Raw genomic sequence first — 22,794 nt, forward strand, 5'->3', positions numbered from 1 at the left:
GCAGTGCCGAAAGTATAGAAAAAAAACCGTTTTTGACAGCATAAGAGCCATATTTAGGTGAAATTTTTTAACCCATTTTTATCCGTGGCCAGCTTGGTTTCACAGGTATTAATTAATACTTTTATAGCATTGAGCACCTGAAAATTTGCACCAATGAAACCTAAAAGCTATTCTAATACGACTACTCTTAGTACCTTCAGTTTATTCAGGCTCCTTCAAAAATAGCGGTATAATCAATGATGATCAATTTTATTCGGGCGAGCCACGGACGGAAAGTTTTGTATTTGATACCTGTTCTTTTGCTGTTTACCAGTGTTTTTCTTTCATGTAAAAAGAAGGAATTGCAAGCACCTTTATTCGAGCTATTACCGTCATCACAAACCAATGTTCATTTTGCAAATAAATTAAACGACAGCGATGAGCCCGGTATTTTGAAATATCTGTATTTCTATAATGGCGGAGGTGTTGCCATAGGCGACATTAACAATGACGGTTTGCCTGACATCTACTTTACTTCAAATAAAAAGAGCGGTAACAAACTTTATCTGAATAAAGGTAACTATAAGTTTGAAGACATTACGGATAAAGCAGGCGTTGCAGGCACTGCCGATTGGTGCACTGGTGTTACAATGGCCGATGTAAACAATGATGGCTATCTGGATATTTATGTTTGCGCAGTTGCAGGAAAGCTCGACCTGAAAGGTCACAATTTGCTCTATATCAATAACCATGACGGGACATTTACAGAACAGTCAGCCGAATATGGCCTCGATTTTTCCGGTTATTCAACCCAGGCGGCTTTTTTTGATTACAATCATGATGGTAAACTGGATTGTTTTCTGCTAAATCAATCCAACCACTCTGTCGAGACCTATGGTGATACCAGTTTGCGCAGAAAAGTTAACAAGCTGGCCGGCAGTAAGCTGTATCTGAATAAAAATGGCCATTTTGTTGATGTTACCTTGCAATCAGGTATTTATAGCAGCGCATTGGGCTATGGTTTAGGGGTAGCCGTAGGCGATCTGAATAATGATGGATGGGACGATATCTATGTTGGTAACGATTTCCACGAGAATGATTATTACTATATCAATAATCATGATGGCACATTTACGGAGTCGGGAGGCAAACATTTTAATCATTACAGCCGGTTTAGTATGGGTAATGATATGGCTGACTTTAATAATGACGGCCAATTGGATATTGTGACGGCCGACATGCTGCCAGGAGAAGAAAAAATACTAAAAAGTTACATTGGGGATGAATCTTATGATCAGTATAAGGTTAAAATACTAAACGGGGGATTCCAATACCAATACTCACGAAATTGCCTGCAAAAAAATCTCGGAAATGGGGAAGCTTTCAGTGAGGTTGGTTTAATGGATGGCATTTATGCGACGGACTGGAGCTGGAGTCCGCTGCTGGCCGATTTTGACAATGATGGCATAAAAGACTTGTTTATTGCCAATGGAATCAAACGCAGGCCGATGGACATGGACTACGTCAGTTTTATTTCCAATATGTCTACACAATTGATGTTGGCTTCATCACATCAGATGGATAGCACAGCCATCGATAAAATGCCTGGTGGCGAGTCGCATAGCTATATTTTTAAAGGCACACCGGATGAGAAATTTATTGATAAAAGTTTATTATGGGGTATTAAAGATGCCATGATATCCAACGGTGCTGCCTACGCCGATCTGAATAATGACGGGCATCTCGACCTGGTGACTAATAACATGAATCACGAGGCCTGTATCTACAGAAATGAGTCAAAGGGTACACATTATCTTAGTCTAAAATTTAACGGCAAGGAAGACAATAAGTTTGGCATAGGGGCCAAAGCCTATGCTTTTTCGGGTGGGAAACTGCAGTACGAGCAATTGATGCTGACACGAGGTTTCCAATCATCGGTAGAACCCAAACTGCATTTTGGATTCGGCAGTGCACAAAAAATAGATAGCCTACTGATAGTTTGGCCCAATCAAACCTATCAAATTGTCCGGAATGTAAAACCCGACCAAACTTTAATAACCAATCAAAAAAATGCCGGCGGCCATTTTAATTATGCCAGCTTTTTCCCACCCAAAGCGCCAATGTTTACGAATATCACTAAGCAAGTAAACATTAAATGGCAGCATGTAGAAGATAGTTTTGTAGATTTTAATTTTCAACCGCTTATACCACATATGCTATCGCAGGAAGGGCCAAGAATCGCGGTTGCCGATGTGAATCATGATGGGTTGGATGATTTTTATGTATGCGGTGGTAAGGGACAACCAGGCGCCCTGTTTATTCAGCAAACTGATGGCAGGTTTAAAGAATCTCAACAGCCTGATTTGGTTCGCGATGCTGCTGGCGAAGGTGTAGATGCTGTTTTTCTGGATGTAAATCATGATGATTACCCCGATTTGTATGCCGTTAGCGGCGGCAATGAATTACCTGATGGGGATGCAGCTTTAGCTGATCATTTATACATTAATGATGGTAAAGGAAACTTTAAAGAATCAAATGATATTCCTTCAATCAAATTGAACAAATCAGCGGTGGCTGTTGCTGACGTAAACCATGATGGTTACTCAGATATTTTTGTTGCAGGAGCCCCTGCGTCACTGCATTACGGAAAAATTCCGGAGTCTTATCTATTGATAAACGATGGCCGTGGCCATTATCAGAAAGCTCAAATACCGGATGAGTTGAAATATGCCGGTTTAATAAGATCGGCAGCTTTCGCTGATATGGATGGCGATGGCTGGCCCGATTTGGTTGTGGCGGGTGAGTGGATGCCCGTAAAAGTCTTTATGAACCGAAAAGGGAAATTTATTCAGGAGCATGGTGACGAACTGGATAAGCTATCGGGCTGGTGGCAGCGGATTGTATTGACTGATGTAGACGGCGATGGTAAAACAGATATTATAGCAAGCAATTATGGCTGGAACTCCAAATTGAAACCAACAGCAGAGGACCCGGTAAAACTGTTTTTATCCGATCTGGACAAAAATGGTACTGTAGATCCGATACTCACTTATAGTATTGATAAGAAGGACTACACCTTTTTAGGTAAGGGCGATATTGAGAAACAAGTGCCAATCCTGAAAAAGAAGTTTTTATACTATCACAACTTTGCCGGTAAAACGGTGCAGGAAATCTTTGGAGATTCATTAAGCAAGTCTCCATGGATAGCCAATTGCTTTTCCTCAGGAGTATTTTATAACAAAGGACAAGGCAGTTTCCAATTTAAAGCATTGCCATCGAACATGCAGGTAGCACCGCTTTTTGGTTTAGCAGTATTGCAGGGGAAGGGATTAATAACAGGGGGTAATTATTCGGGTGTGGTGCCATATGAAGGTAGGTATGACGCTGATTACGGCGATGTTTTACTGATAGATAAAGCAAGAAATCATAAATTTATTTCACCAATTGAGTCTGGATTTCTGGTAAGAGGGGAAGTGCGGGATATTAAAGCAATCCATACTGCAAAAGGGATGATCTATGCGGTGGCGATAAACAACAAACCAATAGAGTTTTTCAAACCAAATTATTAGAAATGCATAAAGTATACAGGTTACTGGCCGGCTTAGCTGTTCTTTTCAGTTCGGCTGCCTATGCCCAGGATGAGTGGGTAATAAAGGCCGATAAAATTGATCCGGCAAATTACTATGGGGTTACTGTTGCCAATGGAATGATTGGTATAGTGTCATCGCCGGAGCCTTTTAAAGTGAAAAATGTGGTGCTGGCAGGCGCTTATGACCTTTATGGCCGTGGCAGGGTAAGCAATTTCCTGAATAGCTTTAATCTGCTTAATATGTACCTGGAAATCAATAACCGCCGGGTTGAAGCCAAGAATATCCGCAATTTTAAGCAGGAACTGGATATGCAGCATGCCGCTTTTACCACTACTTTTGATTATGGCGATGAGGCTTCCATCAAATACACTTATTATTCCTTACGCCATCTGCCTTTTACCGTTTTGATGGATATCTCTGTCACCGCTAAAAAACCGGTCAATATAACAGCTGCCAGCATAATGGAAGCCCCTGATGCTCTAAAAGATGTGCAGAATTATTATAACGAGATCGATCGTCCGCATGTAACCATCAGTTTGCTGACATCGACTGCAAAAAGCCCTACAGGTAAACTCTTATTATGTGCTTCCAATACTTTCCTGTTTAATGAAGCTCACGGGCAAGAGCCCCGCGTGATCCATGAGATGTGGGACAATAATATGCACCTGATGAAGTTCAGCAAAAAGATTGAGTCAGGGCAAACTTATAAATATGCTGTTGCCGGATCATCTATTACTTCAGCGCACGACGCCGATCCGTTGAATCAGGCCGAGCGTTTAACCATGTTTGCAAAACTGGAAGGCCGAGACCGTTTGGTTCAGTACCATGAAAAAGCATGGGATGAGCTTTGGAAGAGCGACATAAAAATTGAAGGCGACGCTCAATCCCAGCAAGATATTCATAGTATGCTATATCATCTGTATTCATTTTCGCGTGCCGGTACAGCTTACTCCCCTTCGCCGATGGGCCTTTCCGGCTTAGGTTACAATGGCCATGTTTTTTGGGATGCCGATTTGTGGATGTATCCTGCTCTGCTCGTCTTACATCCTGAAATTGCCAAATCATTAGTTGAATACCGTTACCAGCGTTTGGCTGTCGCCAAGCAGAATGCGTTTTCACATGGTTATAAAGGCGCTATGTTCCCCTGGGAGAGTGCGGACAGCGGCGTGGAGGAAACACCAGTTTGGGCGCTGAGCGGCCCTTTTGAGCATCATATAACAGCTTGTGTGGCCTTTGCTGCCTGGAACTACTATTGCGTTACCCAGGATAAACAATGGCTGCAGGAAAAAGGCTGGCCGATACTCTCAGCCACTGCCGATTTTTGGGCAAGCCGCGTGGAAAGAAACGGCCCGGGACATTATGATATCAAAGACGTGGTCGCTGCCGACGAATGGGCGGAAAATATTGATAATGACGCCTTCACCAACGCTGCCGCTATAGCGAACCTGAAAAACGCTACTGAAGCTGCTAAGATATTAGGACTCAAGGCTGACCCGGATTGGGAGGTAGTTGCCCAAAATATTCCGATCCTGAAAATGGATAACGGCGTAACCAAAGAGTTCGCATCATACAAGGGCGAAGGCATAAAACAGGCTGATGTTAATCTCCTTGCTTACCCGCTTAAAACCATTACAGATCAAAATCAGATAAAAAAGGACCTGGAATACTATGAAACACGGGTGCCAAATGAGGGTACACCAGCAATGACACAGGGTATATTTACATTGCTGTATTCAAGAATAGGTAATGGTGATAAAGCCTTGCACTTCTTTAAAGACGCTTATGAGCCAAACCTGAATCCGCCATTCAGGGTGATTGCTGAAACAAAAGGCGGAACCAATCCATATTTTGCTACCGGCGCCGGAGGTATAGTGCAAAGCTTGCTGATGGGTTTTGGGGGTCTGGACATTACACCGCAGGGTATTATTCAGGTCAAGAGCACCTTGCCATCAAAATGGAAATCGGTAACCATTACCGGTGTCGGGGTGGATAAGAAGACCTATACGATCAAATGACCAATTTAATTATTAAATACATGATGAAACGTTTTTTATTTTTTGTGCTGATAACTGCCGTGTTTTTTACATCGTGTAAAAAACCAGATTATGAGAAAATACTGCACGATCCAACCTTATACAGCAGGACTGTGCATGAACTGAATGCTGTGGTAATGGGTAATAACTTTACGCCCGTGGTAGCATCGCGAAACTATGCCTATGCTTCTATTGCAGGCTATGAAGTAATTGCAGCAGGGTATCCTGATAAATACCACTCGTTGGTTGGCCAGGTAAACGGGCTTACAAAAGTTGCCAAACCTACCGCCGGGAGAAAAATAGATTATGAATATGCCGCTATTCTTGCATTTTGTAAAGTAGGTGAGGCAGTGACCTTTCCGGAAGGCAGCATGAGAGATTATACAGATAGTCTTCATCAGATTGCAGTTACACATGGCATGCCTTCTGAAATAATTACCAACTCAGAGAATTATGCTAAGGCCGTTGCTGCTTCAATCATGGCCTGGAGTAAAAAGGACAACTACGCCAAAACAAGAAGCGCCCCGAAGTTTGCTGTGAACGATTCAGCATGGCGGTGGGTGCCAACTCCACCGGCTTACACCGAGGCTGTTGAGCCGCATTGGAGCGAGATCAGAACGATGGTAATGCACGACGCCAAACAGTACCGGGTTCCACCACCACCAACTTTCAATGTTACCGACCCGAGCAGCAAGTACTATAAAGAGGTAATCTATATAAAAAATACCGTTGATAGCTTAAATGCAGAACAAACCCATATTGCCGACTTTTGGGACGATAACCCGGGTAAGTTAAATGTTTCCGGACACGTGATGTTTGTGACTAAAAAGTTTTCACCTCCAGGGCACTGGATGAGTATTGTGGGTATCGGTGCTCAAAAAGTTAACGCCGATTTTAATACTACGGTATGCGCTTATGCGAAGACTGCCATTGCGTTGTTTGATGCCTTTATCGAGTCGTGGACAGCTAAATATGTTTACAAAACAGCCCGCCCTGAGACCATTATCAATAAGTTTTTTGACAAAAACTGGAGACCACATCTGCAAACGCCGCCGTTCCCGGAGTATACCTGCGGTCATTGCACCATTTCGGCAGCAGCCGCCGAAGCGCTTACCAGTGTTTTGGGAGAAAACGTTGCTTACACCGATACCTCAGAGTTAGAATTCGGTATTAAAAATCGCTCCTATAAATCGTTCAAAGACGCCGCTGCAGAGAATGTTCTGGCCAGGTTTTACGGCGGTATACACTTTCACAACTCGTGTATCGTGTCGAACGGTTTCGGTACTGTTGTAGGAGATTCGGTAGTGAAAAAGCTCGTAATGAAAAAATAGCGCTTTGCGTGATAGATTTTCCCAAAGGCAGCTGTATAAGCGACTGCTTTTTTTATTTTGTTAAACCAATTTAACCTGCCATATTATGCGTCATATCTTACTGCTTGCATTTGGAGTATTAATCGTCTGCGGATGTAATAATAATCAGAGCCGTTCTGATAAGGCACCTCAATCGATAACGAAAACAGATTCAACAACTGATTGGGCGCTGCTCCCTTTTAAAAAATTGGATAGTGTAAATCCTATTTTGCAGCCAGGTAACGGAAACTTCACCGATCCTATTCGCAAAACAAAAACTTTGTGGGAAGAAAAGGACGTGTTCAATCCGGCGATAGTTCAGAAAGATGGTAAAATATACATGCTTTACCGTGCTCAGGACAAAATAGGAAAACCAGGAGGCACCTCGCGGATAGGTTTGGCAGTGAGCACAGATGCAGTTCATTTTACCCGAATGCCTGCGCCGGTATTGTATCCTGATAATGACTTATATAAAAAACTGGAATGGGAGGGTGGTTGCGAAGATCCACGGGTGGTTGAAGATAGCCTTGGGACTTATTATATGACTTATACGGCTTTCGATGGGCAAATAGCCCGTCTGCTGGAAGCCACATCGAAAGACCTGCAGCATTGGACAAAGCATGGTAGTGTGTTTGCAAAAGCCTATAATGGTAAATATGCAAAGCTATGGAGTAAATCCGGATCGATTGTTTCAGCTTATAAAGACGGGCAACCTATCGCAGTAAAGATCAATGGAAAATACTGGATGTACTGGGGCGATACACAAATTTGGTGCGCTTATTCTGATAATTTGTTGGATTGGACGCCTGTTGAAATGAAAGCGGGTGAACATTCGCCCGTAAAACTCAGGTCACAAGCATTGGATATGCCTGATTTGAAAATTGTATTGCCAACCCGCGAAGGTAAGTTTGACAGCGACCTCGTTGAGTCGGGGCCTCCGGCTATGCTGACAGATAAAGGAATAAGGTTGATCTATAACAGCCGTAATATGCGGGAGTATGGCGATAAATCGCTGCCTGATGGGACTTATACCGCCGCGCAGGTGTTATTTGATAAAAATGATCCGACCAAGATCATCAAACGGATGAATACCTGGTTTATGCGTCCTGAAAAGCCCTATGAGATCACCGGACAAGTGAACCAGGTTTGTTTCCTGGAAGGGTTAACCCAGTTTAGAAATGTGTGGTATTTGTACTACGGTACGGGCGATTCGAAAATAGCAGTAGCTGCCAGCAGGTGATAACAGGCGATTTTTTTGTTAATATATCTATCCCTGAGCAAGGAGGTCATTCACTGGATGGCAATAAGGTTTTAACTTAACCCCAAATAAAAAGACTACTTTCCCCAGGAAAGTAGTCTTTCGTTATCGTATATTATTTGATTATCTCGAAGAAGTACGTGGATCAGGTTTAAATTTCAACTGGTACTCTTCAGGTGGGGTTGCACCCAATAAGTTCTTCACAAAATAGTCCCAGCGACGGCGCATCATGTACGGGGAAAAACCACCGTAACCATGTGCTGCATTTGGGAAAACTACCAAATCGTAGTCTTTATTTGCCTTTTCCAAAGCCTCAACCACCAATAAAGTGTTTTGAGGAGGAACATTATCGTCCATTAAACCGTGGGCCAGCATTAGTTTGCCCTTCAGATTTTTTGCATAATTCTCGGTCGCTTGTGCCTCATAGTTGGAATTGCTCGCCAGGCCATCATAACGCTCGCCCCAATCATCTTCATAGTTGCGGTTATCGTGGTTGCCTGATTCGGATATGCCTACTTTAAAGAAATCAGGATAACGGAACATAGCGGTTGCTGTGGCAAAACCACCGCCTGAGTGCCCCCAAATGCCTACGCGGGTAGTATCTAAGTAGCCATATTTTTCAGCTAATTGCTTAATTCCTGCTATCTGGTCTGGAATAGTATTTTCGGCCATGTTACCATAACTCATATCATGAAAGCTTTTTGAACGCAAAGGATTGCTTGTCCCTTCTATAGCTATAACCACAAAACCTAATTCAGCCAAAGCCTGGTTGTCACCTCTTGAAGCAGAGAATGACCAGCTGCCTACACTGCCGCCCTGTGGCCCAGGGTATATATAGTCAACAACAGGATACTTTTTATTTGGATCAAGATTGGTAGGAGTGAACATTAAACCATAAATGTCAGTCTTGCCATCATGCGCGATCAATTTAACCGGAGTTGGTGCATGCCAGCCGGTTGCTTCAAGTCTTGATACATCTGACTGCTCCAGATCAGTAATTATTTTACCATTCAGGTCCCTTAAAACAGTAATTGGTGGTACATTTGGTTTTGAATAGCTGTCGATAAAATAATTCTCGGATGGCGAGAATGTTATCTGGTGATTACCGGCATCAGGAGTAAGTACAGCGAAATGTTTACCATCAAAGCCGATTTTGCATAGTTGACTGAAGTATGGGTTCTCGGCTTCGCGTCCGTCGACTAGGAAATATAAAACGCGATTTTTCTCGTCCACTTTTAATAATTGTGTAACCACCCATTCGCCTTTGGTGATTTGATTTTTTAATTTGCCTGTAGCAGCGTCATACAGATACAGATGTCCCCAGTTGTCACGCTCCGAGAACCAGATAATCTCCCTGCTTTTTGGAAGATAACGCCAATTGATGGTACCCCACCCCGATTCATATTGAGTTGGTACCGATTCCTCAAATACTTCACGGACCTTTCCGGTAGCAGCGTCTGCAATACGCATTTTCTCTACTTTATGATCGCGTGAGGTGGATACAAAAGCCAGTTGGCTAGCATCCGGGCTCCAGTCTACGTCATCAAAAGTACCGCTACTGGCTATGTCGTCGCTCAATGTTGCCCTATGCGGATCAGGGGCTATCTGTAGATTGATTACTTTAGGCTCGTCAATATTGATGATAACGCGATGTATCATAGCGACCTCTTTATCGCCAGGTAACGGATATTTCCAGGCTTTCAATTTTGGTTGGCCTACATTGGTCGAAACCAGGTACATCTCACTTGTATTACGCTGATCCTGCTTAAACGTCGCTATCTTCTTCGAATCAGGCGACCAACGCAGAATGGCCGCATCGCTGCTTTTCCAGCCTGCATTATCGGTGGCATAACCGAAGTCTTTTTCGCCGTCGGTGGTTAACTGGATTTCCTTATGACTGGCTACATCGCGCACCCATAAGTTATAATCTTTTATATAAGCTACTTTTTTACCATCTGGCGATGTTACTTCTAATTCGGCTCTTTTCCGGCCGCGACCCTTTTCTTTGCCTGCATTTGCATGTGAATTATCAGACTGACAGTCATAGGTCTGCAGATTACAATTCCATTGTTTGCCATCAGCTTCAAAAATTACCGATTTGCCATCTGGCGAAAAGCTGATAGAGCTAAAGGGCAGCATAGCTGCTTGATATTGTTTACCGGTAGCTTTTGAAAGGGAAGCAGCTAATTTCTGCTGATCAAATGCCGCTGCACGTGTTTTTTTAACAGGATCAACCAGTATAAACTCGCTCCCTTTAGCAGTCAATACACGGTACCAAAACTTATCCCCGTCAAACCATACCGCATTCACGTTCTCGTGATCGATAAGTGGTGCAGTATTATAATTTAGAAATTTTTCGGCGTGTTCGTAATCTTTTGCGGTTAATTGAGGCCCTTGCTGGGCATTAACTATTGACGCTAATACCAGGAATGGCATAGCGAGGAGTAATTTATTCATGATGATCAGTTAAAATTATCAGATGCAAATTAGTGTTTTTTTCACTCAATTGGTATGTGTAATAAGTTTGTGGCAAAAACAAAGACAGTGCCTAAGCATCAAACTGTATATCCCATATCAAGATGCGCTTATCATCGCTTACGGAAATGAGCTGACTGCCATTCCATCCGAGTTTATTTATCGACAGCACATGGCCCGGGTATCCCTTTTCGCGGCTGATAATTTTGTATAATTTAAAATCATCTGCACCCCATATTTTAATGCTTTTATCCATGCTAGCTGTCGCAAAGTAGGGTAGTGACGGATGAAATGCAATATGGTTGACAGCAAAAAGATGAGCAGGGATATTTTTGATCAGCTCGAAGGTGAGGGAATCCCATATTTTGATTTGAGCATCGCGTGATCCGGAGACTAAATAACTCCCATCCGGAGCATACTGCACAGCAAATACTGCCATAGTATGACCATGAAGACTTTTGATCAGGGAATAATCCTCTACATCATATATTTTGATGGAATTGTCCCGGCAACCAAAGGCAACCTGTTTCTCATCCGGAGAAACGCTGATACTGCGAACGGTGTCTTTGGATACCGGGATAGTATAAATTTTTTCCAGGTCGTTTAGGCTCCATACCGTTACAGTACCATCCTCAGAAGCCACGAGCAGCTCATTTTTTCGCTGCACAGATTTAATATCGAAAACAGGTGCCTGATGGCCATGTAAAACGTGTGTGATCTTTTGTTCGAGAAAATTGAATACCAATACATGGCCGCTTCGTAAACCAGCAAACAGGAGGGGATAGCCCTGGGGGCAGTAAATCGCATACACAGAGGCTTTTACTGGGAACATCACCTTGATAAAAGCGTTGTCCTTCAGGCTCCATTCTACCAGCCCCTTATCATTACCACCAGTAAATAGTATGCCTGGCTTTTGGGACAACGCCAATGAAAATATTGGGTTACCATGGCCGGTGAGTTCTGCTATCTTGGTGGCGGTAATCATTCTTCAGTTGGCAGTTGGCAGTTGACAGTCTGCAATCAAGTCTACTGCCAACTGCCAACTTATTTATGTCTGCTTTCGAGGTTCTTTGCAACAGTTTCCAGATTGATGCCCTTTTCGCGCAAAAGGACGATCAAATGAAAAACCAGATCGGAGGATTCATTGATCATATCCGTTTCGGTTTGCGCTAAGGCTGCTATAACAGTCTCCACTGCTTCTTCACCTACCTTTTGCGCTATTTTGTTTAGCCCTTTCTCGCGCAGTTTATTTACGTAGGAGCCCTCCTTCGGATGCTCGTAGCGGTCATTAATTATCTGCTCCAGCTGAAGAATGAAATTCTGATTGTATGCTGTATTAAAACAGCTACGGGCTCCGGTATGACAAGTCGGGCCATCAGCTTTAACTTTTATCAGTAAAGTATCATTGTCACAATCCTGCGCTATGCTTTTTACATGCAGGAAGTTGTTACTGGTTTCGCCTTTTGTCCACAAACGATTTTTTGAGCGTGAAAAGAAGGTAACAATATTTTCCTTCACAGTTTTATCGTAGGCTTCCTGGTTCATATAGCCCAGCATAAGCACTTCAAGTGTTTGCTCGTCTTGTATAATTACCGGGACTAAACCGTCGCTTTTGTTAAAATCAATAGCCATTGTATATTTTCCTTTACGGATTAATGAGTAGTTCTTATTTCAATATGATGCTGTTTCAAAACTTCTTTCAGGTCGGGGATCAGTATTTCTCCATAGTGAAATACCGAAGCGGCTAGTGCCGCATCAACATTCGCTTTTTCAAATACATCAACAAAATCCTGGATGCTACCTGCTCCGCCGGAGGCAATTACCGGAATATGAACAGCCTCATTTACTTGTTTTAAAAATAGATTATCAAAGCCGCCCTTAGTGCCGTCATGATCCATTGATGTGAGTAATATCTCACCGGCACCACGTTTTTCGGCTTCTAATATCCAATCAAAAGTTTCTTTTTCGGTGGGTATGCGTCCGCCATTGAGGTGAACAATATTTTTACCATCAAGGCGGCGGGTATCAACCGCTACCACAACAAACTGAACGCCGAATGCTTTGGCTAATTCGTCTATCAAAGCCGGATTCCGTACTGCCGCCGAGTTGATCGATATTTTATCGGCGCCAGCATTTAAAAGAGCATCTGCATCAGCTATTTCGTTGATGCCGCCACCTATGGTGAAGGGGATATTGATTTGTCGGGCTACTGCCTTTACCAACTCCACCATTGTTTTGCGGCGTTCGTGAGTTGCTGTTATGTCTAAGAATACCAACTCGTCAGCGCCCTGGTTGGAGTAATTCCAAGCCAATTCGACCGGGTCACCGGCATCACGCAGATCGACGAAGTTTACACCCTTTACCGTGCGGCCATCTTTAACATCCAGACAGGGGATAATTCGTTTGGCCAGACTCATATTGAAATTAAAGATTTCAAATTCCAATTTTTGATCTCGTCGATGTTGATACGTCCCTCGTAAATGGCTTTACCAACTACAACCGATTCTACCTTTATTTTGCTCAGGTCCTCAATATCTTTCATTGAGCTGATACCGCCCGATGCGATGAGCTTAATAAACGGGGAATGATCAAGCAATTTTTGATACAAATCAATACCTGCGCCGGCTAGTTTGCCATCTTTATTAATATCGGTACACAAGAAGCGGAAAAAGCCCAGCTGAAGGCATCTGTCGACATAATCCATCAGTTTGATTGGAGAGCTTTCCATCCATCCTGAGTATTTAATCACTTCGTCCAGTACATCTATCGCCACGATCACCTGATCAGAACATTTGTCTTTTCCGCAGACCTCTTTACTCAACTCAGGTAAAAAACTCGGGTTAGTGATGGCTTGTGTTCCGACAATTACCCTGTGCACACCTGCATCTATCAATTCTTTCACTTTCTCAATACTGCGGATACCGCCGCCATATTGCACCTTCATATCCGTTTTGCGGATCACATCAAAAAGATATTGTTGATTACTAAAGTCGTTTTTTGCACCGTTTAAGTCGATGATGTGGATGAAATCGGTACCATGCGACTTGTACTTTTCGATCATTTCTTCGAGGGTAACATCATATTCAGTTACTTGCTCATAGTCGCCCTCACGCAGCCTTACAACACGTTTATTTAAAATATCTATCGCCGGAATTATATACATCGCTTTATAAGTTTGAAAAGTTAGTTAGTAATACTTCGCCAAATTTGCCCGATTTTTCGGGGTGAAATTGCACCGCGAAAAAGTTATCCCTCCAAATTGATGCCGAAAATTTTATACTATAATCAGTTGAGGCCAACGTATATGTCGGGTTGAACTCAATAAAATATGAATGTACAAAGTAAAAATGTGATCCGATTGGAATATTTTTAAACAGCGGGTTCTCTTTTTCGCTATAGACCTGGTTCCAACCGGTGTGTGGTACTTTGTATTCGGCACTATCAGTAAACCGTTTGGTTTTTATCGGAAAGATGTCCAGCATATTAGCGTCACCCTCTTCCGAATGCGCAGTGAGCAGCTGCATACCGACGCAAATACCAAGTGTAGGTTTTTGTATGGCCTTGATTTTTTCGACCATTCCACTTTGCTGCAGCTTGTTCATGGCAGCGCCGGCATGCCCCACGCCGGGTATGATATAACGGTCAAATTGTTCAAAATCTGCTTCACTATGCACCATACCATATTTTATGCCTAACCTGTCTAAAGCAGCAGTTAGAGAGAAAATATTTCCGGCACCGTATCTTATTATTCCAATCATTCAGTTTGCAGTTATCAGTTTGCGGTTGGCATTTGGGTCTGTAGTTAGCAATTTTATGCCAACTGCAAACCATCAACTGTCAACTTAAAGAACTCCTTTAGTTGATGGTAACACCATGTTATTCACATCACGCTTAACGGCCATTTTTATTGCTTTGGCGAACGCTTTAAATATGGCTTCTATTTTATGATGTTCGTTTTGTCCTTCAGCCTTAATATTCAGGTTGCATTTGGCCGCATCTGAGAATGATTTGAAGAAATGATAAAACATCTCCGTTGGCATTTCGCCGATTTTCTCGCGTTTGAACTCCGCATCCCAAACCAACCAGTTTCTCCCCCCAAAATCGATGGCCACCTGTGCAAGGCAATCATCCATTGGCAGACAGAATCCATAACGCTCAATCCCGCGTTTATCGCCTAAGGTAGCAGCAAATACCTCGCCCAATGCAATGCCAGTATCTTCAATGGTATGATGCTCGTCGATATGCAGATCGCCTTTTGCTTCAATTTCCAGGTCAATGTTGCCATGACGAGCAATCTGATCCAGCATATGATCAAAGAAATGTATGCCTGTAGATACTTTGGCTGTGCCTTTCCCGTCAAGATTAAGCTTTATATAAATATCCGTTTCCTTTGTTGTGCGGCGATGTTCAGCAACACGTTCGCCTACTTTCAGGAATTCGTACACTTTTTGCCAATCGGTGGTTTCCAAAGCGATAACATCTTCCAGAGCATCGTGCTGTTCCTGTGTAAATTCCGTGCCGCCAAGGTTGGAGCCATTGTTTAGCCAGATGGCTTTTGCACCTAAATTTTTAGCTAATAAGATATCGTTTTTACGATCACCGATGGTAAATGATCCTTTCAAGTCATATGCATCATTGCCGATATATTTGGTAAGCAATGCTGTACCTGGCTTACGGGTAGGGGCATTGTCCCTCGGAAAAGTGCTGTCGATGGCAAAGCCCGAAAACTTGACACCTTCATTTTCGAAAGCCTTTAGTACGAAATTTTGTATCGGCCAAAAGGTATCTTCAGGGTAAGATGAGGTACCTAACCCATCCTGATTAGTCACCATTACCAATTCAAAATCCAGTTCCTTCGCAATTTTTGATAACCAGGGCAATGCTCCAGGGTAAAATTCCAGTTTAGCAAATGAGTCTATTTGCTCGTCCGCAGTTTCCAGTATCAGCGTACCATCACGGTCTATAAATAGTATTTTTTTTGGTGCGCTCATTTATAGTTTTTTAAAGCTTGTAGTAAAATGTTGTTTTCCTCGGGAGTACCCACAGTTATCCTTAAGCAGCCTTCACAAAGGGTCACTTTTGAACGGTCCCGAACAATGATTCCCTGTTGCACCAGGAAATTATAAATCCCTTTCGGATCAGTTGTTTTCACCAGGATAAAATTAGCATCCGAAGGATAAATATCGACCACGAAATCGTAATCTTTTAATTCAAGTACAAGTTTATCACGCTGCACCAAAGTTTCTTTTATCCAGGAGTTTACCTGATCAATGTTTTCAAGCGCTTTCAGAGCCAATTGCTGCGACGCATCATTAATATTATAAGGTGGTTTCACCTTATTCATCACTTCGATGATCTCTTCACTGGCAAAGGCCATACCTACCCGAAGGCCTGCCAATCCCCATGCCTTCGACAGCGTTTGTAACACTACCAGGTTGGCATATTCGGTAAGTTCCTGAATGAAAGTTTTTTGCCTGCTGAAGTTGATATAAGCTTCGTCAACAACTACTATTCCGCTGAAATTGGCCAGGAGTGTTTCCACGTCTTCACGGTTCATAGAGTTGCCTGTAGGATTATTCGGCGAACAAACGAAGATTATTTTGGTATGAGGGTCGACAGCCTCTGCAATGCCTTCAAGGTTTAATTGGAATTCTTCTGTAAGCGGTACTTTTTTGATCTGGATGTCATTGATATTAGCCGAAACCTCATACATGCCATAAGTTGGTGGCACCAGGATCACATTATCCACCCCTGGATTACAGAATGCTCTCACCAATATATCGATGGCTTCATCGCTGCCATTACCTAAAAAGATATTGCGCGGCGGAACGCCTTTGATTTCGCTCAAACGTTTTTTTACCTCAAATTGTAAAGGATCTGGGTAGCGGTTATAATTCTGATCCAACGGTGAACCGAATGCATTTTCATTAGCATCCAGGTAAACACTCGCCTCACCCTGAAATTCATCACGTGCGGATGAGTAGGGGGTCAGGTTTTTTATATTTTCTCTTAATATGTTATTAATGTCAAACATTGTCTTATTTCATTCTAACACTTACGGCGTTCTTGTGTGCCTGTAAACCTTCCAGCTCAGCCAAAATTTCCACCGTGCGACCGATACTTTGTATCCCTTCGGGACTGATATGCTGAAAAGTGATTTTCTTAACAAAAGAGTCAACTGAAACACCTGAGTAAGCTCGTGCATAAGCGCTTGTAGGTAAGGTATGATTGGTTCCTGAGGCATAGTCACCCGCGCTTTCTGGCGTCAGGTTTCCTAAGAATACTGAGCCGGCATTGACGATGTTCCCGGTAATTTGCTGCCAATGATCAGTGGCCAGTATCAAGTGTTCCGGTGCATATTCATTGCTGAATTGCATAGCTTCTTCCAGATTATTCACCACTACGATGTAAGAGTTATCAATTGCCTTGCCTGCAATGGCGGCACGGGGTAATGCGGGCAATTGCTTGTTAAGTTCTGTCATAACCCTTTCAGCAAATTGCTCAGAGGCGGTTACCAATACTGATTGACTATCTATACCATGTTCTGCCTGAGCAAGTAAGTCGGCTGCTACATAAGCCGGGACAGCGCTGTCATCGGCAATTACCAATACTTCTGATGGCCCGGCTGGCATATCGATGGCTGTATTGGTAGTAGATTGGACTATCGTTTTTGCCTTGGTAACATACTGATTACCTGGGCCGAATATCTTATCAACTTTAGTAATACTTTCAGTGCCGAAGGCCATAGCCGCAACGGCTTGTGCGCCACCTGTTAGGTATACTTTTTCTACCCCAAGCAGTTGAGCAACATAAGCGATGTAGGCATTGATCTTACCATCTTTTTGAGGAGGGGAGCATACCACAATTTCATGACAACCTGCAAGGCGGGCAGGTATACCTAACATCAAAAAAGTACTCGGCAAAACCGCCGTTCCGCCGGGAATGTAAAGACCAACTCTTTCAATCGGCCTCAATTCGCGCCAGCAGGTTACACCCGGCATAGTTTCTACTTTCGATTCAGCATGCAACTGTGTTTCGTGAAACTTGCGGATGTTAGCGTAGGCTATATCTAATGCTTTTTTTTGCTCTGGTTGTAATTCAGAAGCAAAGGCAGCTAACTCATCTTTTCCAATGGATAGACTTTTTAATTCAACCTTATCAAATTTGGCAGCATAATCCAGTAAAGCGCGGTCGCCATGAGTTCGGACATTATTGATGATCTCTTCCACAACATTGCGTATCTCATCAGCCGGGTCAACGTTGCGCTGAACCAGCTTTTGAATATCGGGTTTGCTTAAATCTGAATAGTTGTATGTCCTCATGTCAGTTTGCAGTTTACAGTAGACAGTTTGCAGTTTTTTTAGCGAACTGCAAACCATCAACTTTCAACTTAAAATATAATCTTTTCAATAGGCATTACGGTAATGCCCTGTGCACCGGCCTGTCTCAAAAGGTTGATCCTGTCCCAGAAATCACTTTCAGGTATGACGGTATGTACCGCAACCCAGCCTTCGTCTGCAAGTGGTACTACCGATGGGCTCTTCACCCCGGGAAGCAATTCGATGGCCTTATTCAGGTTGTCTTTGTGGATATTCAATACCACGTACTTGGTTTCTTTAGCTCTCAATACCGATTGAACGCGTTGTAATAATTCCTGTACATGCTCGTGATTCTCTATTCCGGCTTTGCCTATCAGAATAGCTTCTGACGACATTACATTGCAGAAAGGCTTCAATCCGTTGCTTTTAAGGGTGCCACCTGTAGAGACAAGGTCACAAATAGCATCACTTAATCCCAGGCCAGGTGAAATTTCAACCGAACCTGATATGGTGCGTATCTCTGCATTGATTTCTTTTGCTTTTAAATATTTACGCAATATTACAGGATAGGTAGTTGCAATTGATTTACCGCTCAATTCGGTAACATCGTTTAAATCAAGAGAGTTTGGTATCGCAATTTTTAATGAGCACTTGCCAAAACCCAGGCGCTGCAGATATACGACTTCCACCTCAGTTTCCTGTATCACGTTTTCGCCCACAATACCCAGGTCGGCAATGCCATCCTGAACATATTCAGGAATATCATCATCGCGAAGGAAAAGGATCTCGAGCGGGAAATTAGAGACACCTGAAATAAGCGAGCTTTTGTAATTGTCGAAGTCCAGGCCGCAATTTTTTAACAATTCAACGGATTTTTCGTTGAGCCTTCCTGATTTCTGGATGGCTATTTTAAGTGTTTTCACAAATTAAATTTAAAGGTATTATAAATAAACAGGGGGTGATATTTCTCGTAGAAACAAACATTATCTTGTCGCCGTATGATGGCGATGATGCAGATGGAGATGATGTAAGTTAAGCCCGTTCATTTTAGTATAGTAATGCTATAGATGAAGTGTTGCAAATATAGGGAGATGTTTGTAAAATCAAAATAATAAAATAGCCTGAATCATTTTATTCAAGCAATAAAACGTCTATAAAGATCAAATACTATGATCGGCAGGCATATTTAAGCCTCTCCAAATCTTTTTTGAAGTCCAATCCTCGTTTGGTGTACTCCAGAACGGATTAGATTCCGGTAAACCCAAAGGCAGCAGAACAACCGAACATAAATAAAGGCTGCCTGTCGATATATAGGTCTCGGCCAACGAAGGCTGATGGCCGTATAGCCCAATTCGGAGCCATCCGTTCCGATCAAACATTTCTGTCGATGAGGTTGTTTTTTCAATCACGGCGGTCAAAGCACATCTCACCTGTGGCGCACTCAATTGCTGGGGTAATTGCTGTTGAAGTGCCATATTAGCCAGGTGGTGAAAAGTGCCGGTGCGGTAGGTAATCGATCTGCCAATTGGCGGGTAAGTTCCGTCGTGGGCTATCAGGCGTTCCTGGATTATGGCATATCTTAAATTATGTTCCAGCACCTGCTGTCTGACAGGTTCAAATTCGGAGTATTTAGCCGATGCGATTTTTAAAATATCGAACAAGTAAGGGTGTATTACATAGCTGTTATAATAGTCCCAATGAAATTCAGAGCCATCACCATACATACCGTCACCCTTATACCACTGGATGTGCCGCTGTATAGCATAATCAATTTTGTTTTTATCACAAGGTTCATTCACCGTAATAAAAAACGCCTCGATCATAGCCGCAAATAAGAGCCAGTTACTTTCAGGGGGCTTAATGCTGCGTGTCTTTTTCAGACAGGTAAGTATGTTGCTTTGAGTTTGCTGATTTAAACCATGCCATAATTTGGGGCACCGCAAAAGAGCATAGGCAAAAAAGGATGCATCCACCAGTGGCTGCCCACCCTCATCACCCCAGTTCATGTAGTCCTTAGCTTTTGGATCAACAGCATTTTCAATACTCTTTACCACCAGCTTGAAATATTTGTCTTGGAGGTGTTTTTCCTCCGTGTTTAATTGTTCTGCCTGCAGCCAGGGAGAAATGCCGGATAATAAGCGTGCAAATGCTTCAAGGTGGGTATATTTGATTCTTTCTTTGAGCAGGTCTGGGCTTTTGGCCTCAGCAGGCATCTTTTCTTTAAGCTGATCCGTGGCCAATGCGCTCAGCACGGGAGCAGCCAATTTTTCAAGATAGTTTAACCACAGCATCCTGGTGCCGACGGATGGAATATCCAGTGCTACCCGGTCGGCGGTAGCCATAGATGTTATCAGGGGAGTAGCGCCAAGAATACCGGCATTTCTTAAGAAACTTCGCCTTTTCATGATAGATCGCTAAAAAAATATACGTGTGCAAAGGTTATTTTGCCGACTCGTCGGAATAATAGATCTCACCCTCTTTGGCACTGCCTATTTTCACCAGCTTTTTATGCGCCATGATGTCCTGCAGACTGATCAATTCAGAGTTATACAAATTATCAAACCAGATGAGATAAAAGCGTTTTTCAGCGTACATCTTTTGCACCAGGTTGGTTTGCAGTTTGTGCGGTATCAAAGTTGATGACATGCCGGTGAACAAATAAACCGCCTCGTCGGCGTCTGTATAAATAGGAATGCCAGGCTTGAACTGATGCTGATGTTTTCTCAGGTATTGAACAAACTCCGATTTGTTCCAACTATCATCACTATATCCGGGGACGCCAAAATCACATTCATCATCATAACGCTGGTAATCTACCTGGTAGGCTGAATATTCAAAGGCAAGCATTAATAAAACAGCTACCACCGATAAAACATATTTTGAAGCTTTGTTTTGGATAAGCCTTAATACGTCTGGAACCCAACTGGTACAGGCTATCAATAACGGAATAAACATAGGGGCGATCAGCCTGCTGTTGATACGTTCATAGCGCGAAATACTGGCTGATACTACGATAAACAAGCCATATACCACTGCAAATGCTATTACAATATTTTCAACATGATCTATGCTGCGTTTATAAGTTTTCCAGGCAAGGATGCCAATAAGACATATAAATATAATAGAAGTGATCAGTGCAGCATATGGGTCGGCTGCATCTGTCCTGAAAGCGGCCCAATCGCATATTACCGTGCCGAAGTAATGTAAATTGTCAACAAACGGCGTAATTGATGGCTCACGGGTGCCCGTACTTAGGCCTGTATTAATGCGGTTCATGAACAGGTTGCCGGCCAGTAGCGAAATCGATACAAAACCATAGATCAGGATATGTTTTATCTTTTTCTTAATCGGCAGCTCGTTATCCATCAGGAGCATTAAACCGCCTGTACCGACTATGGTAATACCGGCATACCGTGTTATACAGGTAATCGCAGTAATAAAAGCAGCGAACAGGAGCGCTTTAGTGGTATGTGTCTGCAAATAATGCCGATAGGCTATAATAAAAATAAGTGATTCGAAAATAAATAAGGTCTCAGACCACAGGAAGCTGTAGATCTCCAATAATCCTGGACTTAGAATGATTGCTGCCAATATCAGCCATTTGTAGACCCTTGCGTGTGAAGTGAAGTTCTCCAGTATCCAGCCTGTAGTGAATACCACAGCGGCAAACAAACAACTATTGATCGTTGCCCCGGCGGTAATAGGATCAACTCGGCTTATAAACTGTATAACTCCTAAAAAGAAAGGATAGAATACCGGAAAAAATACAAGTGGAGTTTTGTTGAATGTTAAGATCGATGCATGCGCCTGTAAGTTGGTGGCCGTGCTGGCATACATGATCGAATCAGGTGAAAGGCCCACGCCACTGTACGATGTGAACAGATAAATGGCATAATAACCTATAATGGCAGCTATAAGCGAATCCAGGTTTTTGAGATAAGGGCTTAATTTCATGCGTTTGTTTATAGTCCTTAAAAAGGTCGTGATGATTGTTTATTGGTTGTAAATGTAAGTTAGCTGAAAAAGTTTTAATAAGCTATTGAAACTATTCAATCAAATCCAGTACATCACTTATCGGCTGGTCGCTGTTAATCAGTATTCCTTTTACTCCCGCTGCTGTGCCGGCTTCAACATCCCGCTCACGGTCGCCTATAAAGTAAGATTTAGCAGGGTCAATGTTATATTTTTCTATTCCGCGCAACAGTAGGCCCGGTTTAGGTTTACGGCAATCACATTCGCCGGTAAAATTGGGGTGATGGGGACAATAAAATATATCGGTAAATTCCACGCCATGCTTGCCATATACTTCCCTTAGCTGTGCGTGCATTTTACCAAGTTCTTCCTCCGTATACCAGCCTTTGGCTAATCCTCCCTGGTTGGTGGCAACTATTAATAAGTATCCTCTCTCTTGTAAGATTTTTAATGGTTCAATATTATGCTCCAAAACATGGAAATCTTCCAGGCGGCATACGTAATCACCCATTTCCTGGTTCAGAACCCCGTCGCGGTCCAGAAACACGGCTTTATTTTTAACAATTATAGTATTCATTAGCCGCAAAGGTAACAATTCTGGAAAACTCCTATTTTTAGAATGCAAGGCTAAGAACTTGCATATCACGGACTATACCCTAAAAGTAGAATAATTTTAAAATAGCTGCCTTGATTTTATAAATTTTGTAATTGAAGGGCAAAAAACCCTCTCATTTTGTAACATTTTGTGTAAACGAGGGGATTTTTATTACTATGCTGACATACTAAATGTTAATATGCGATTGCGAAAATGTTATAATG

The 22,794-nt window shown here is 42.7% G+C and carries 17 protein-coding genes; 4 read left to right on the forward strand and 13 right to left on the reverse strand.

Annotation, left to right across the window (positions count from 1 at the left end; all coding sequences use genetic code 11):
• Positions 1 to 236 precede the first annotated feature (236 nt).
• The 4 genes from Q3A68_RS17785 (at position 237) to Q3A68_RS17800 (ending at position 8,191) form a co-directional block, all read left to right on the forward strand.
• Complete coding sequence (locus tag Q3A68_RS17785; protein ID WP_302902469.1) at positions 237 to 3,548, forward strand: VCBS repeat-containing protein; 3,312 nt, start codon at positions 237 to 239, stop codon at positions 3,546 to 3,548.
• 2 nt (positions 3,549 to 3,550) lie between these two features.
• Positions 3,551 to 5,584 carry a kojibiose hydrolase gene (locus tag Q3A68_RS17790; RefSeq protein WP_302902470.1) on the forward strand — a complete coding sequence of 678 codons (2,034 nt, stop codon included), beginning with the start codon at positions 3,551 to 3,553 and terminating at the stop codon, positions 5,582 to 5,584.
• 20 nt (positions 5,585 to 5,604) lie between these two features.
• Positions 5,605 to 6,933, forward strand: coding sequence for a vanadium-dependent haloperoxidase (locus Q3A68_RS17795; RefSeq protein WP_302902471.1), 1,329 nt, complete (start codon positions 5,605 to 5,607; stop codon positions 6,931 to 6,933).
• Between the two features lie 85 nt (positions 6,934 to 7,018).
• Complete coding sequence (locus tag Q3A68_RS17800; RefSeq protein ID WP_302902472.1) at positions 7,019 to 8,191, forward strand: glycoside hydrolase family 130 protein; 1,173 nt, start codon at positions 7,019 to 7,021, stop codon at positions 8,189 to 8,191.
• Between the two features lie 141 nt (positions 8,192 to 8,332).
• Here the strand turns inward: Q3A68_RS17800 and Q3A68_RS17805 are convergent, their stop codons facing one another.
• From Q3A68_RS17805 to Q3A68_RS17865, 13 genes are all read right to left on the reverse strand, one after another.
• Entirely contained in the window at positions 8,333 to 10,666 is a 2,334-nt protein-coding gene (locus Q3A68_RS17805; protein WP_302902473.1) for a S9 family peptidase, read from the reverse strand.
• Between the two features lie 91 nt (positions 10,667 to 10,757).
• Positions 10,758 to 11,669 carry a WD40 repeat domain-containing protein gene (locus tag Q3A68_RS17810; RefSeq protein WP_302902474.1) on the reverse strand — a complete coding sequence of 304 codons (912 nt, stop codon included), beginning with the start codon at positions 11,667 to 11,669 and terminating at the stop codon, positions 10,758 to 10,760.
• 59 nt (positions 11,670 to 11,728) lie between these two features.
• Positions 11,729 to 12,316: a bifunctional phosphoribosyl-AMP cyclohydrolase/phosphoribosyl-ATP diphosphatase HisIE gene (hisIE, locus tag Q3A68_RS17815; RefSeq protein WP_302902475.1), complete on the reverse strand. Its 588-nt coding sequence runs from the start codon at positions 12,314 to 12,316 to the stop codon at positions 11,729 to 11,731.
• Between the two features lie 20 nt (positions 12,317 to 12,336).
• Positions 12,337 to 13,101, reverse strand: a complete 765-nt coding sequence (gene hisF, locus Q3A68_RS17820) for an imidazole glycerol phosphate synthase subunit HisF (protein ID WP_302902476.1) — start codon at positions 13,099 to 13,101, stop codon at positions 12,337 to 12,339.
• Positions 13,098 to 13,847, reverse strand: a complete 750-nt coding sequence (locus tag Q3A68_RS17825) for a 1-(5-phosphoribosyl)-5-[(5-phosphoribosylamino)methylideneamino]imidazole-4-carboxamide isomerase (protein WP_302902477.1) — start codon at positions 13,845 to 13,847, stop codon at positions 13,098 to 13,100. The genes hisF and Q3A68_RS17825 overlap by 4 nt, the downstream gene beginning before the upstream one ends.
• Before the next feature lie 4 nt (positions 13,848 to 13,851).
• The gene (gene hisH / locus Q3A68_RS17830) at positions 13,852 to 14,442 is read right to left on the reverse strand and encodes an imidazole glycerol phosphate synthase subunit HisH (protein WP_302902478.1); all 591 of its coding nucleotides are present in this window, start codon (positions 14,440 to 14,442) and stop codon (positions 13,852 to 13,854) included.
• A gap of 84 nt (positions 14,443 to 14,526) precedes the next feature.
• The gene (hisB, locus tag Q3A68_RS17835; RefSeq protein ID WP_302902479.1) at positions 14,527 to 15,675 is read right to left on the reverse strand and encodes a bifunctional histidinol-phosphatase/imidazoleglycerol-phosphate dehydratase HisB; all 1,149 of its coding nucleotides are present in this window, start codon (positions 15,673 to 15,675) and stop codon (positions 14,527 to 14,529) included.
• Positions 15,672 to 16,718, reverse strand: a complete 1,047-nt coding sequence (gene hisC / locus Q3A68_RS17840; protein ID WP_302902480.1) for a histidinol-phosphate transaminase — start codon at positions 16,716 to 16,718, stop codon at positions 15,672 to 15,674. Before hisC ends, hisB begins: the two co-directional genes overlap by 4 nt.
• 4 nt (positions 16,719 to 16,722) lie before the next feature.
• The gene (gene hisD / locus Q3A68_RS17845; protein ID WP_302902481.1) at positions 16,723 to 18,006 is read right to left on the reverse strand and encodes a histidinol dehydrogenase; all 1,284 of its coding nucleotides are present in this window, start codon (positions 18,004 to 18,006) and stop codon (positions 16,723 to 16,725) included.
• Positions 18,007 to 18,074: 68 nt separating this feature from the next.
• The gene (hisG, locus tag Q3A68_RS17850) at positions 18,075 to 18,926 is read right to left on the reverse strand and encodes an ATP phosphoribosyltransferase (RefSeq protein WP_302902482.1); all 852 of its coding nucleotides are present in this window, start codon (positions 18,924 to 18,926) and stop codon (positions 18,075 to 18,077) included.
• A gap of 237 nt (positions 18,927 to 19,163) precedes the next feature.
• Positions 19,164 to 20,408, reverse strand: a complete 1,245-nt coding sequence (locus Q3A68_RS17855) for a DUF2264 domain-containing protein (RefSeq protein ID WP_302902483.1) — start codon at positions 20,406 to 20,408, stop codon at positions 19,164 to 19,166.
• A 34-nt stretch (positions 20,409 to 20,442) separates the two neighbouring features.
• Positions 20,443 to 21,957, reverse strand: a complete 1,515-nt coding sequence (locus Q3A68_RS17860) for a hypothetical protein (RefSeq protein WP_302902484.1) — start codon at positions 21,955 to 21,957, stop codon at positions 20,443 to 20,445.
• 91 nt (positions 21,958 to 22,048) lie between these two features.
• On the reverse strand, positions 22,049 to 22,552 hold the full coding sequence (locus tag Q3A68_RS17865) for a D-glycero-alpha-D-manno-heptose-1,7-bisphosphate 7-phosphatase (protein WP_302902485.1): 504 nt from the start codon (positions 22,550 to 22,552) through the stop codon (positions 22,049 to 22,051).
• Positions 22,553 to 22,794 lie beyond the last annotated feature (242 nt).

Origin of the sequence: Mucilaginibacter tolerans (assembly GCF_030519375.1) — a bacterium.
GTDB lineage: Bacteria > Bacteroidota > Bacteroidia > Sphingobacteriales > Sphingobacteriaceae > Mucilaginibacter.

Coding starts and splice junctions, on each gene's coding strand:
- hisC (WP_302902480.1), bottom strand. CDS start 16,718: ATGTTTGACATTAATAACATATTAAGAGAAAATATAAAAAACCTGACC.
- Q3A68_RS17810 (WP_302902474.1), bottom strand. CDS start 11,669: ATGATTACCGCCACCAAGATAGCAGAACTCACCGGCCATGGTAACCCA.
- Q3A68_RS17855 (WP_302902483.1), bottom strand. CDS start 20,408: ATGAAAAGGCGAAGTTTCTTAAGAAATGCCGGTATTCTTGGCGCTACT.
- hisIE (WP_302902475.1), bottom strand. CDS start 12,316: ATGGCTATTGATTTTAACAAAAGCGACGGTTTAGTCCCGGTAATTATA.
- Q3A68_RS17860 (WP_302902484.1), bottom strand. CDS start 21,957: ATGAAATTAAGCCCTTATCTCAAAAACCTGGATTCGCTTATAGCTGCC.
- Q3A68_RS17805 (WP_302902473.1), bottom strand. CDS start 10,666: ATGAATAAATTACTCCTCGCTATGCCATTCCTGGTATTAGCGTCAATA.
- Q3A68_RS17825 (WP_302902477.1), bottom strand. CDS start 13,847: ATGTATATAATTCCGGCGATAGATATTTTAAATAAACGTGTTGTAAGG.
- Q3A68_RS17785 (WP_302902469.1), top strand. CDS start 237: ATGATGATCAATTTTATTCGGGCGAGCCACGGACGGAAAGTTTTGTAT.
- Q3A68_RS17800 (WP_302902472.1), top strand. CDS start 7,019: ATGCGTCATATCTTACTGCTTGCATTTGGAGTATTAATCGTCTGCGGA.
- Q3A68_RS17790 (WP_302902470.1), top strand. CDS start 3,551: ATGCATAAAGTATACAGGTTACTGGCCGGCTTAGCTGTTCTTTTCAGT.
- Q3A68_RS17865 (WP_302902485.1), bottom strand. CDS start 22,552: ATGAATACTATAATTGTTAAAAATAAAGCCGTGTTTCTGGACCGCGAC.
- hisF (WP_302902476.1), bottom strand. CDS start 13,101: ATGAGTCTGGCCAAACGAATTATCCCCTGTCTGGATGTTAAAGATGGC.
- hisB (WP_302902479.1), bottom strand. CDS start 15,675: ATGAGCGCACCAAAAAAAATACTATTTATAGACCGTGATGGTACGCTG.
- Q3A68_RS17795 (WP_302902471.1), top strand. CDS start 5,605: ATGATGAAACGTTTTTTATTTTTTGTGCTGATAACTGCCGTGTTTTTT.
- hisD (WP_302902481.1), bottom strand. CDS start 18,006: ATGAGGACATACAACTATTCAGATTTAAGCAAACCCGATATTCAAAAG.
- hisH (WP_302902478.1), bottom strand. CDS start 14,442: ATGATTGGAATAATAAGATACGGTGCCGGAAATATTTTCTCTCTAACT.